The 13,140-nt window shown below is 42.5% G+C and carries 10 protein-coding genes; 9 read left to right on the top strand and 1 reads right to left on the bottom strand.

The genetic code is table 11. The features are described 5' to 3' along the window. Nucleotides 1-34: 34 nt before the first annotated feature. The 8 genes from MUN53_RS00120 (at nucleotide 35) to MUN53_RS00085 (ending at nucleotide 10,190) form a co-directional block, all read left to right on the top strand. The gene (locus MUN53_RS00120; protein ID WP_022455637.1) at nucleotides 35-520 is read left to right on the top strand and encodes a ferritin; all 486 of its coding nucleotides are present in this window, start codon (nucleotides 35-37) and stop codon (nucleotides 518-520) included. 385 nt (nucleotides 521-905) lie between these two features. Continuing rightward, the gene (locus tag MUN53_RS00115) at nucleotides 906-1,538 is read left to right on the top strand and encodes an HU family DNA-binding protein (RefSeq protein ID WP_022455636.1); all 633 of its coding nucleotides are present in this window, start codon (nucleotides 906-908) and stop codon (nucleotides 1,536-1,538) included. A 66-nt stretch (nucleotides 1,539-1,604) separates the two neighbouring features. Continuing rightward, nucleotides 1,605-4,703, top strand: coding sequence for a glycoside hydrolase family 2 TIM barrel-domain containing protein (locus tag MUN53_RS00110; RefSeq protein WP_243322874.1), 3,099 nt, complete (start codon nucleotides 1,605-1,607; stop codon nucleotides 4,701-4,703). 221 nt (nucleotides 4,704-4,924) lie between these two features. Further along, on the top strand, nucleotides 4,925-6,490 hold the full coding sequence (locus tag MUN53_RS00105; RefSeq protein ID WP_243322872.1) for an SUMF1/EgtB/PvdO family nonheme iron enzyme: 1,566 nt from the start codon (nucleotides 4,925-4,927) through the stop codon (nucleotides 6,488-6,490). A gap of 46 nt (nucleotides 6,491-6,536) precedes the next feature. Continuing rightward, entirely contained in the window at nucleotides 6,537-7,922 is a 1,386-nt protein-coding gene (locus tag MUN53_RS00100; protein WP_022455631.1) for a Gfo/Idh/MocA family oxidoreductase, read from the top strand. 6 nt (nucleotides 7,923-7,928) lie between these two features. Then, on the top strand, nucleotides 7,929-8,882 hold the full coding sequence (locus tag MUN53_RS00095) for a sugar phosphate isomerase/epimerase family protein (protein ID WP_243322871.1): 954 nt from the start codon (nucleotides 7,929-7,931) through the stop codon (nucleotides 8,880-8,882). A gap of 22 nt (nucleotides 8,883-8,904) precedes the next feature. Further along, complete coding sequence (locus MUN53_RS00090; protein WP_243323002.1) at nucleotides 8,905-9,600, top strand: helix-turn-helix transcriptional regulator; 696 nt, start codon at nucleotides 8,905-8,907, stop codon at nucleotides 9,598-9,600. Nucleotides 9,601-9,614: 14 nt separating this feature from the next. After that, a complete protein-coding gene (locus MUN53_RS00085; protein ID WP_243322869.1) occupies nucleotides 9,615-10,190 on the top strand; it encodes a LuxR C-terminal-related transcriptional regulator in 576 nt (191 codons plus the stop codon). An 18-nt stretch (nucleotides 10,191-10,208) separates the two neighbouring features. Here the strand turns inward: MUN53_RS00085 and MUN53_RS00080 are convergent, their stop codons facing one another. After that, complete coding sequence (locus tag MUN53_RS00080) at nucleotides 10,209-11,378, bottom strand: MFS transporter (protein WP_243322868.1); 1,170 nt, start codon at nucleotides 11,376-11,378, stop codon at nucleotides 10,209-10,211. Nucleotides 11,379-11,823: 445 nt separating this feature from the next. Here MUN53_RS00080 and MUN53_RS00075 point away from each other — a divergent pair, with 445 nt between their 5' ends. Then, nucleotides 11,824-13,125: a phenylacetate--CoA ligase family protein gene (locus MUN53_RS00075; protein ID WP_243322867.1), complete on the top strand. Its 1,302-nt coding sequence runs from the start codon at nucleotides 11,824-11,826 to the stop codon at nucleotides 13,123-13,125. The last annotated feature ends 15 nt before the right edge of the window (nucleotides 13,126-13,140 follow it).

The following is a 13,140-nucleotide window of genomic DNA, read 5'->3' as shown; positions in this document are numbered from 1 at the left end:
TAGAAAATAAACTAACTATTAAAACGTATCTATCATGTTACTAAGCACAAAATTATCAGAAGCATTTAATGCGCAGGTGAATGCAGAAATGTGGTCTTCTAATCTGTATTTGTCTATGGCTGTTTATTTCAAGAAAGAAGGTTTGAACGGTTTTGCTCACTGGATGGAAAAACAAGCCAGCGAAGAATTGGAACATGCACACAAGATGATCAATTATTGTATTGACCGCGGCGGTGATATCATGATTGGTCAGGTAAATGTTGTGCCAACGGCTTGGGGTTCTCCGGTAGAAGTGTTCGAACACGTTTATAAGCACGAAAAATATGTTTCTGAGTTGATTGACAAAATGGTTGATATCGCAGAAGAAGATAAAGACCATGCTTCAAGAGATTTCTTGTTCGGTTTTGTTCGTGAACAAGTAGAAGAAGAATCAACAGCTAAAGGTATTTTGGACGACTTGAAGAACTATGGCGATCATCATTACGGTATCATCGACCATAAGTTAGGTAAGCGTGACTAATAATCAGCAAGATTAATTTTGTATCTATATGGAAAGAGGTTGTTTTCCCTGCGTGGGAAGATGACCTCTTTCTTTTTTATATACTCGAACGATATGCATCTCTCCTACTTTACTCTATCCGATTCCCATTAATCCTCCGATAAAAACATCTTCCACAAAGGATATAAAATCAGTTTTCCCGTAACATATTCTTTAGTTCACGGCGTGAACTAAGTAATCCACGACGTGAACTAAGTAATCCACGACGTGAACTAAGTAATCCACGACGTGAACTAAAGAATTTCCAGAAGGATTGCATTTTTATCTAAATTATTTCGTACCTTTACCCTGCGCGGAAAGCAAATTTTGCTCTCCGTAAATTACATGAATCATACCTAATCTTATCATGGCAGAATACATCAAACAAGAAATGAACGACCTGGACGGGTCTGGAAAAAAACGTACATTCTATAGAATGAAAACGTATCAGCGCATCAACATGCGGGAATTTGTCAGCGAACTTGCCCAACCGGGTTCCGGATTGAGCGAAGGAAGTGTGTTGCACGTACTAAGTAACATGGCCGAAAAGTTGGCTTATTACATGGGACAAGGTTATACGGTTACAATCGACGGTGTAGGTACTTTCAAACCTACATTGGGACTTTCGGCCGACAAGGAAACCGAAACGGTTGAAGAAGATGCTCCCGAACGTAATGCCCGGAGCATTGAAGTGAACGGCGTTAATTTCAGAGCCAGCCAGGAATTAATCCGGCGAACCAACCGGCATTGTAATCTGAAACGCGGAGGAAACAGTGTTTTACACAGCTCCCGTTATAGCGAACAAGAACGATTGGCCCTTGCCCAGCAGTATTTATCGACGCATACCCTGATGCGTATTGCCGATTATGTACAACTGACCGGGTTAAGTCGTACGACAGCAACACGGGAATTGCAACGTTTCCGGCAGGATCCGAACAGTGGAATTACGGTTTCCGGCATGGGAACAAACAAAGTCTATGTCAAAAGAAAGGATGAATAATTGATTTTTATAGTTGTACATTCTCCCTTTATTTTTATTTTTGCATAAATTTTTAAATACAATATCATGACACGTAAAGTACTAATTTGCGCCCTCGCTTCTGTGGGGCTAACTGCATTCGCACAACAACCGGAATGGCAAGATCCGAATGTCAATGCCATCAATCGTGCGGCAATGCACACTAACTACTTCGCTTACGAATCTGAACAAGCAGCATTAAAGGGTTGTCGTCTGGCATCAGACAATTACATGACGCTGAACGGCACATGGAAATTCAATTGGGTTCAGAATGCCGACCAACGCCCTACGGATTTCTACAAAGTAGATTTCAATGACAAAGGTTGGGACAACATTCAGGTTCCCGGTGTATGGGAACTCAACGGATATGGTGATCCGATTTATGTAAACGTTGGTTATCCTTGGAGAAGCCAGTATAAGAACAATCCGCCGTATGTACCGACTGTCAACAACCATGTAGGTACCTATCGTAAAGAAATAGAACTTCCTGCCGACTGGAAAGGACGTCAGATCATGGCTCACTTCGGTTCTGTTACTTCTAATATGTATCTGTGGGTCAACGGTAAGTTTGTTGGTTACAGCGAAGACAGCAAACTGGAAGCCGAATTTGATCTGACAAAATATCTGCGCCCGGGTAAAAACATCATTGCTTTCCAAGTATTCCGCTGGTGCGACGGTACTTATCTGGAAGATCAAGACTTCTTCCGTTATTCAGGTGTAGGACGTGATTGCTACTTATATACACGTACTGCTAACCATATCGAAGATATCCGCATCACTCCCGACTTGGATGCACAATACAAAGATGGTACACTTCAGATCGATATCCAGATGAAAGGTAAAGGAACGGTTGATTTGAAGTTGCTCGACAAAGAAGGAAAAGAAGTGACAACGGCTCAAGTTAAAGGCTCCGGCAAACAGACAGTAAGTATGACTGTCAGTAATCCGGCCAAATGGACAGCCGAAACACCTAACCTTTATACCTTGGTTGCGAACCTGCAGGAAAACGGAAAGATCATCGAATCTATTCCTGTAAAAGTAGGTTTCCGCAAGATCGAATTGAAAAACGGCCAAATATTGGTCAACGGTCAGGCTGTTCTGTTCAAAGGTGCAGACCGTCATGAAATGGATCCGGATAAAGGATATGTTGTTTCCAGAGAACGGATGATTCAAGATATCAAACGGATGAAGGAATTAAATATCAATGCCGTCAGAACTTGCCACTATCCGGATAACAACTTGTGGTATGACTTGTGCGATGAATATGGTATCTACGTAGTTGCAGAAGCCAATATCGAATCACACGGTATGGGGTATGGCGATGAGACACTGGCAAAGAATCCGTTGTTTGCCAAAGCTCACCTCGAACGCAATCAGCGCAACGTACAACGCGGCTATAATCATCCGTCTATTATCTTCTGGTCATTAGGTAACGAAGCCGGTTTCGGTCCGAACTTCGAAGCATGTTACAAATGGATCAAAGCAGAAGACAAGACCCGTGCTGTCCAATACGAACAAGCCGGAACCAATGAATATACAGATATTTTCTGCCCGATGTACTATTCATACGAAAGCTGCGAGAACTACAGCAAAGGTAACATCGACAAACCGCTTATCCAATGCGAATATGCACATGCGATGGGTAACTCTCAAGGAGGATTCAAGGAATATTGGGATTTAGTTCGTAAATATCCGAAATACCAGGGAGGTTTTATTTGGGACTTCGTTGACCAGTCGGCCAGATGGTATACCAAAGACGGTAAAGAATTCTATGGTTACGGTGGAGACTTTAACCGGTATGATGCTTCTGACAATAACTTCCAGAACAATGGATTGATCAGTCCGGACCGTGTTCCGAATCCACATGCACACGAAGTGGGTTACATCTATCAGAACATCTGGGTAAAACCTGTTGATCTGCAGAAAGGTGAAATCAGCATCTATAACGAAAACTTCTTCAGAGACCTGAGCGACTTCTACGCAGAATGGCAGTTATTGGCCAACGGAGAAGTATTGCAATCAGGCATCATCAACGACTTGAAAGTGGGTCCGCAGCAAACTGTCAATCAAAAGTTGAATTATACATTAGATAATATATGCCCTTGCAAGGAAGTATTATTAAATGTAGCATTCAAACTGAAGAATACAGAGACATTATTGCCGGCAGGTTTTGCTGTGGCTCAGCAGCAATTATCCGTTCGGGAATACAAAGCTCCAGAAAATCTGCTGACAGAAAAGAAGATCGCCCACGATTACACTCCAGCTCCAGTCGTAGAAGATAATGACAGCTACTATCTGATCGTCAAAGGAGAAAACTTCCACATCGACTTTGAACGTCGTAGCGGTTATTTGAGTCTGTATGATGTAAACGGTCTTTCAATCTTAGACAAAGGTGCTCAGCTGACACCTAATTTCTGGCGTGCACCGACCGACAACGATATGGGAGCCGGTTTGCAGAAGAAGTACTTGGCTTGGAAGAATCCGGAAATCAAACTGACAAGTCTGGAACATGCAACAGAAAATGGTTTGGTAGTCGTTACTGCCAAATATGACATGCCTACAGTTTCTGCGAAACTGACACTGACCTACCGGATCAACAAGGAAGGAGCCATCGAAGTCACTCAAAGCATGACAACCGACAAGAATGCGAAGGTTTCTAACATGTTCCGCTTCGGTATGCGTGCAGCATTGAACAAGAATCTGTCGAACATCCAATATTACGGACGCGGACCTATCGAGAACTATTCCGATAGAAACAACTCAACGAACATTGGTAAATATGCGCAGACGGTAGATGAACAATTCTATTCATACATCCGTCCGCAGGAAACAGGAACAAAGACCGATATCCGCTGGTGGAATCAAACCAACAAAGGCGGTAACGGTATCCAGCTGGTTGGTAAAACTCCGTTCTCTGCAAGTGCTTTACACTATACGATGGAATCACTTGATGATGGTTTGGAAAAAGACCAGCGTCATTCAGAATTGGTTCCGCAGACCGATTGTGTTAACTTCTGCATTGATAAAGTACAGATGGGCTTAGGCTGTGTTAATAGCTGGGGAGCTTTACCACTTGATAAATACATGGTTCCATATCAGGATTACGAATTCACGTTTGTAATTAAACCCATTCAAAATGCGTTATAGCGATTAAAAAAGCATAATCATTTTATTATTTTACGTTAAATCGGGAATAAAAGTTTTTCTTTTATAAGGAAAGTATTACTTTTATTCCCGATTTGTTTTAGCAGACAAATCAAAAAGGAAACATTCTGCTTACTTTCGATGAAGAAAAGTATTAATTCTGAAAGTATAAGTAGAAGTAAATATTAGACTTAAAAATACCATATTTTAACACGAACGGAAAAATGAGCCAGAGAAACAGTTCAAATTCTGAAAAGAAGAAAAACTTTTTTACAAGGAAACCATTCATATTATTAGTTGGCATTGGTGTTGGTGCTGGATTAATGATCGGAACATACAAGGCATCTGTTTACTTTTCTTCAGATGACTCATGTATGATGTGTCATGTACATCCACATGTATATGACAGCTGGAAACTATCCAAGCACGTAAACAATGGAAGTGGCGTAACGACTCATTGCGTTGCGTGTCACCTTCCTCCCCAATCAAATACTTGGGATCATTATTCAGCGAAAGCAAAACTCGGATTAAAAGATGTATGGTCATACCTGACTAAAGACAGCGCTGACTTCAATTGGGAATTGAAATCCGAATTGGAACACGCCGTAAAATATATTCCCAACGAGTCTTGTAAAGATTGTCACCAGAACTTATTCCCGGAAGGTATAACCAACGATGGTATTACTGCTCACCTATATTATGAAGAGAATGAAAAGAAACTAGATCTGCAGTGTATCAGTTGTCACTTGGATGCCGGTCACTATAATCCGAATTATACGCACGGAAAGATGACAGGTATTCCGGGAGCTCAAAGTTCTACCAGTGCAGTTGATACCAGTCTGTTCTATAAAGAAGCAACTCCAATTACTGCTTTCGAGAATTTCACAGAGAAAATTCCAGGAACAACAGTTTCATTCAATATGATAGCCATACCTGGTGGTACATTCAAGATGGGTAGTCCAGCAAACGAAGCTTTCCATAAAGAGGATGAATCGCCGATACGTGAAGTAACATTGGATAAATTCTTCATGGCAGAATTCGAAGTAACTTGGGATCAGTATTGGGCATTCTTTGCCAATACAATGAGCGAAGGACGAACTCCGCCCGAAGAAGTATATGCCAACAACAGCAATCCTGACGTAGACGCAATCTCAGGTCCTACTCCTCCATTCGGATTCCCTGACCAAGGCTGGGGAAGCGGTGATAGACCTGCTATTACGATGACTCATTATGCTGCAGAAACCTTCTGTCAATGGTTGTCTAAGAAAACAGGAAAGAAATATCGTCTACCGACAGAAGCTGAATGGGAATATGCAGCCAGAGGAGGAAAAGAAACTCCTTACTTCTTTGAAGGAAATCCAAAAGATTTCTCAGACCAAGGATTCTGGAGAAAGTTCTTCGATGCAGAAACTGACAGTATCAGCTCATACGTTATCTATGCCAAGAATAGTGAAAACAAGACACAAGAGCCATCAAGTGTCAAGGCAAATCCATTCGGCTTAAAGAATATGTTGGGTAACGTAATGGAATACTGCGCCGACAAATACAGTCCGGAAGCATATAAACAAGGAGGCGAAAAGGTTTCTAATCCGATCTGTACGGAAGGCGAAGAATGGGTAGTGAGAGGAGGAAATTATACATCCGATGCTGCCGACGTTCGTTGTGCAGCCCGTTCTTGCACACAGCATGATGCTTGGTTAAAGACCGATCCGCAGCAACCAAAGAGTATCTGGTGGTATTCAGACATTAAAGGTATCGGTTTCCGAGTAGTATGCGAATATGACAAATAAGAAATAAAACACATAAAATATAATTGCTGACTTAACAAACAATATTATGAAGAAGGAAAATGGAATTAGCAGAAGATCATTTCTGAAAAGTTCAGCTATGGCTGGCGCATTAAGTGCAATTGGTGGCGGTAGTGCTGCTACATTATTAACCTCTTGTGGTGGTGGAAATGCTCAGGCTGATGCACCTAAGGCATTAAAAGAACCGGGAACTTATTATATTCCTGAATTACCTGATTTAGCAACTGACGGCAAAGAAATCAAAGCCGGTGTTATTGGTTGCGGTGGCCGTGGTTCTGGAGCAGCTTTTGACTTCTTGAACGCAGCAAATGGCGTTACTATTGTTGCTCTTGCTGATACATTCAAAGAAAGAGTTGATGCTTTGGCCGACAAATTAAAGAGCGAAAAGAATATTGATATACCTGCCGACAAACGATTTGTTGGTTTGGATGCCTACAAACAATTAATCGATAGTGGTGTTGATGTTGTTATCGTTGCAACTCCTCCTGTATTCCGTCCGGTACATTTCCAGTATGCAGTTGAAAAGAGCAAACACTGTTTCTTGGAAAAACCGATTTGTGTTGATCCGGCTGGTTACAGAACTATCATGGCTGCTGCCAAACAAGCTCAAGCAAAGAATTTGCGCGTAGTTACAGGAACTCAGCGTCATCACCAGCGTTCATACGTTGAATCATACAAGAAGATTATGGAAGGTGCTATCGGTGAAATTACTGGTGGTATCGTATATTGGAATCAAAGTATGCTTTGGTATCGTGAACGTCAGCAAGGCTGGAGCGATTGCGAATGGATGATTAAGGACTGGGTTAACTGGAAATGGTTATCTGGTGACCATATCGTAGAGCAGCACGTTCACAATATTGATGTATTTACTTGGTTCAGCGGATTGAAACCAGTAAAAGCTGTTGGTTTCGGTTCTCGTCAACGCCGTCTGACCGGTGATCAGTATGATAACTTCAGTGTAGACTTCACAATGGAAAATGGTATCCACTTGCACAGTATGTGCCGCCAGATAGATGGTTGCGCCAACAATGTAAGTGAATTCATCCAGGGAACTAAAGGTTCTTGGGATAGTTCAACCATGGAGATCAAAGATTTGGCAGGTAATGTCGTTTGGAAATATGATAGTGAAGCTGAAAAGAATACCTACAAGCAAACTAATCCATACGTATTGGAACATGTAAACTGGATTAATTGCATTCGTGGTAACAAACCGATCGAACAGGCTTCTGAGACAGCTGTTGCTAACATGGCTGCTATTATGGGACGTGAATCAGCTTATTCAGGTGCAGAAACAACATGGGATGCTATGACTGCTTCTGCTTTGGATTACACTCCAAAAGATTTGAACTTGGGTAAGATGGATATGAGTGGATTCGTTGTTCCTGTTCCTGGCAAACCAGTTGACAAGAAATAATTGCGTATGACAGTAAATAGAAGAAATTTCCTGAAAGCAACTCTTTCAGGTGCTGCAATGGCTGTAGGAAGTACAGCCATTGCTTCTTGTACAGGCAAACCGGCAGAAACATCCGAACCGGCTGCTTGTCCAAAAGCTTGTGGTATCGAATTCAATAAGGCCGCACAGCTGAATATCTCTTTACAGGAAGGTGTTGCTCCGGGCGAAAGCTTGAATGAGAAACTGGACTTCATGGAAAAGAATGGTGTAGTAGGCTTGGAACCGGGCGGTGGTAATTTAGCGGCTCGCGTGGATGAATTCAAACAGGCATTAAACGGACGAAACATCAAGATCAGTGCGATCTGCGCCGGATTCAAAGGTTTCATTCTTTCTACTGATCCGGCTATTCGGAAGCAATGCATGGATACGATGAAAGAAATCATTGCTGCTGCCGGAGAATTAGGTTCTACGGGAGTTATCATTGTACCTGCATTCAACGGTCAAGTTCCGGTTATGCCGCATACAATGGAAACCCGTGATTTCTTGTGCGAACAATTCAATGAAATGGGAAACTTCGCCAAAGAACATGGAACAACAGTTATCTTCGAACCGTTAAACCGGAAAGAATGTTTCTACTTACGTCAAGTAGCCGACGCGGCTTCTTTATGCCGGGATATCAATAATCCGGGTGTTCGTTGTATGGGCGACTTCTGGCACATGACTTGGGAAGAAACATCGGATATGGGTGCCTTTATTTCTGCCGGTGAATACTTGCAACACGTACATGTGGCAAGCCGTAAGCGTAGAAGTATGCCGGGAGAAGACGGTGATGCTGATAATTATGTAAACGGATTCAAAGGATTGAAAGCTATTGGCTATAACAAGTACGTTAGCTTTGAGTGCGGTTGCCAGAGTGAAGACCGGGCAGCTACCGTTATCAATGCCTTGAATTTATTGCGTAAACAATGGGTAGAAGCATAATATGGCTTTGATTCAACCAAATATGTCAATGAGTGAGGTGGTAGAAGAAAACACCTCGCTCATTCCTGTAATCAACCGCTTAGGTATTCGGCTGGGATTGCAGGATAAAACAGTTCGGGAAGTTTGTGAAGATCACCAAATCGATACAGATTTTCTCCTGATCATCATCAATACGTTCCTGAATGAAGAATACTTCCCGGAGAAACGGCTTCAGGCATTTCACGTTTCCCAAATCATTGATTACTTAAACAAGACCAATCAATATTACCTCAGGTTCCAGATTCCGAATATTGCCAAGCATTTGGATTTGTTCATTACCCATAGCGAATCCAATAATGCAACCTTGAATTTGATTGGCAAATTCTTCCAATCCTTTAAAGAGCACTTAACGGAACAGATCAAGAAAGATGAATCGGAATGGTTCCCTTATTGTTTGCAGTTAAGCGGACAATTGCAGAAAAGTATTTCTTTCAACCAGGAAGAAATCCGGTCGTTCTCGGATCAGGAAACGAACGATGATAGTCTGGAAGCGGTACTTGCCGACTTGAAAAGCATCATGATCAAACATCTTTCGGGCGATTTTAACGAGAATCTTTGTTATGCCGTTATTTTTGCAGTCAACAGTCTGGAAAAAGACATCAAACAACATAACCGGATCCGTTATCGTATCCTCTCTCCGATTGTACATAAAATGGAACTTCTCATCAAGACCCGTTAAAGTTTCGTAATCCAATGGCCAGGAATAAGCAAATAGCCATCATATTAGCAGACATGCTTCAGTTTTATGGGCTCGATTGCCTGTTGAAAGAGTATTTCTCTCCCTTACAGATTTCTTATTTTCCCAATATGCAGGCATTGGCAGAGAAGCAGCCGGACTGGTTCGATTTCTATTTCACGGATGCTGAAACATTCCTGATTCATGGGGATTATTTTCTTCCCCGCCGGAATAAAACCATTGTTCTGGTGGATAAGGTGGAAACCAGCGGCACGGCCAATAATCTGATTTCTACGCGAAGTTCCATAGAAACGATGATCGAACAAATCGAACAAGTCTTACTTGCCGAGAATACGAACAACGTAGTTGAGACCAATAACAAAGACTTATCCGGCCGGGAGATAAACGTTCTTCAGCAAATTGTTCGTGGGCATACCAATAAAGAAATTGCCGAACATCTGAATATCAGTCTGAATACAGTTCTTACCCACCGGAAAAATATTACAGCAAAACTGGGAATTAAAACGGTTTCGGGGCTTACATTCTATGCCATCATGAACGGATTGATCTCGGGAGACGAGATCGAACTCTAAATCGGCCTCTCCTTTTCCCTACTCTTCCTTTTTATGATTGACTTCGAAGCTCAAAAGAAGGAATATAAGTCCGGGGATAAAGATAATTCCTGCCGATGCCAGCAATGCTGTCTTCAACGAATACATATCATTCAGCCAACCGACAAACGGCGCAGCTCCGGCAAACATCAAGCGGATAACGAAATTCCGGATCGACAAGACCGTGGCACGCATGTCCGAAAAAGTCAGCTGATTGATGTATCCTTTCAAAACCGGCGTTGCAAAGCCCCGTACAATATAGAATAACGCCAAAATAGCCAATCCCCAATAAGTCAGATTGTAGGCCAAGGCCAGATAACCTCCGGCTATGCAGACCAAAATCAGCAGATTCATTTTGTTCATGCCCAACCGATGCTCTATTTTATCCGAATACAAGGCCGCTACACCTACAATCAGGTTCAATACCGTCCAAATCACGCCAAACCAGGAAGTCGGTGTCTCGAGATACATCAAAACCGGCTGTACAAACCAGGCCATCGTCAGCGTAGCAGCTCCGATAATGCCCGAATACATAATATTACAACACAACTGTCGATTCGTAAACAACGAGTATTTAATAATCCGGATGATCTCGGCTACCGGACTCTGCACCTTTCCTTTTGTATTAAATTCCTGCAGGGCAAAGGCGGCTGGTATCCCGATAAACGCCACACAAGCCTGGGCATAAAAGGGAAAACGCAACGAATAAACAGCCAGCAAACCGCCGAAAATACCGGCAAAAGCCTCGGCAAAATTCCCGATCATCGTAATCCGCCCTTCGTATTTCAAGTACTCATTTTCACGTTTGTAGTGCACCGTCGTATCATATAATAAAGCAGAATCGGCTCCATTGACAAGTGTCTGTCCGATACCCAAAAGCAATTCGGCACCCAAAAAAGCCGTAAAGGATGAAGTAAACGAATAAACCAGATAACCGATAAAGAACAAGATACAACCCGAAACCAGGCATTTCTTCCGTCCCCATACATCAGCCAGATAACCCGAAGGTATTTCCAACGTCACGGCTGCTACCGAATAAACACTCTTCAGGATAAAGACATCATGCAAACCCAAACCATGTTTTTCATAAAACAATACGATGATGGGCATCACCAGCGAGAACCATTTGGAAAGTTTCACCAGATACAATGCCAAAATATTTCGATTCATACTTCTTTCAACTTGATTTCATGTAACGAGATACAAAATTACGAATTAATTTGGCTTGCCCTTTCTTTTCTCTGCCCGGATATAAAAAACAAATACCCTCTGACAGCAACTTACACATGTCGCACCTTATTCTTTAGTTCACGTCGCGAATTACTTAGTTCACGCCGTGGATTAAGTAGTTCACGGCGTGGATTACTTAGTTCCCGACGTGAACTAAAGAATTACCAGGCAGAATTACAGTTTTCCCTGGTAGGATCTGCAACTTTAATTAGGGTTCCGAAAAAGATTGCATGGTGTGAACAGCATCTTCCCTCAAAGTATCTTTTTCCACATAAAAACACCGTAACGGATAAACATTTTCTGCTTTTCCTTGGCTTTCTCTGAAAAAGTTATTACTTTTCGCCCGATTTTAGAAATAAACTTAACGTCAATATCAAGAAAAACTATGATTTGGAACGAAACAATAGAATGCATGGACCGCGAAGAAATGCGGAAACTGCAAAGTATCAGACTGAGAAGAGTTGTTGAACACGTTTATCATAATTCCCCTTTCTACCGGAAGAAGATGCAGGAGCTGGGTGTAGTTCCGCAGGATATTCAATCGATCGATGATATCACCAAACTTCCTTTTACTGTCAAACAAGACTTACGCGACAATTATCCGTTTGGATTAATGGCCGTTCCTATGTCCGAAATTGTGCGGCTTCATGCCTCTTCGGGTACAACCGGCAAGCCGATTGTCGTTGGATATACCCGCAAAGACTTGGGAATATGGGAAGAAGTCGTTGCCCGCTGCCTGACAGCCTACGGATTAAGTAAGAATGATTCCGTCCAAGTATCATACGGATATGGGATGTTTACCGGAGGATTGGGATTGCATGGTGGCGTACAGAATATCGGAGGTACCGTTATTCCGATGAGTAGTGGCAATACACAGAAACAGATTCAGCTAATGCACGACTTCGGAGCCAAGGCTTTGGCTTGTACGCCTTCGTATGCTTTGTATCTGGCAGAAACTATCCGCAATTCGGGTATTCCTCTTGACGAATTCAAACTGCGGGTAGGTATCTTCGGAGCAGAGCCCTGGACTGAAAATATGCGCAAAGAGTTGGAAGAAAAAATGAACATCAAGGCATACGATATCTACGGACTGACAGAAATCTGCGGACCGGGCGTTGGCGGTGAATGTGAATGCCAGAACGGAACACACCTGTGGGAAGATCATTTCTTCCCGGAGATCGTTGATCCGAAAACCCTGCAGCCGGTTGAACCAGGCCAGATGGGTGAACTCGTCTTCACTACATTAACAAAAGAAGGTATGCCGATGATTCGTTATCGTACCCGCGATTTGACACATTTGATCTACGAAAAGTGCGAATGCGGGCGTACAGCAGTCCGAATGGGAAGAATTTTAGGTCGAAGTGACGATATGTTGATTATTCGTGGCGTAAATGTTTTCCCATCTCAAGTAGAATCCGTAATTTTGGAATTGCCGGAATTCGAGGCCCACTACCTGATTATTGTAGATCGTGTGAACAATACCGATACATTCCAGATCCAGGTAGAAGTCCGTCCGGAATATTACTCAGACGAAATGAACAAGATGATTGCTTTGAAGAAAAAGATAACCAACCGCATCCAAAGTGTAATCGGATTGCAGCCGGATATCAAAATTGTCGAACCGCGCAGCATCGAGCGTAGTATGGGCAAGGCAAAGCACGTCATCGACAACCGTAAATTCGAATAATAACTAAAAGAAAGG

Source organism: Parabacteroides faecalis, assembly GCF_022809355.1.
GTDB lineage: Bacteria > Bacteroidota > Bacteroidia > Bacteroidales > Tannerellaceae > Parabacteroides > Parabacteroides faecalis.
This window is presented reverse-complemented; position numbering and strand designations above follow the sequence as displayed.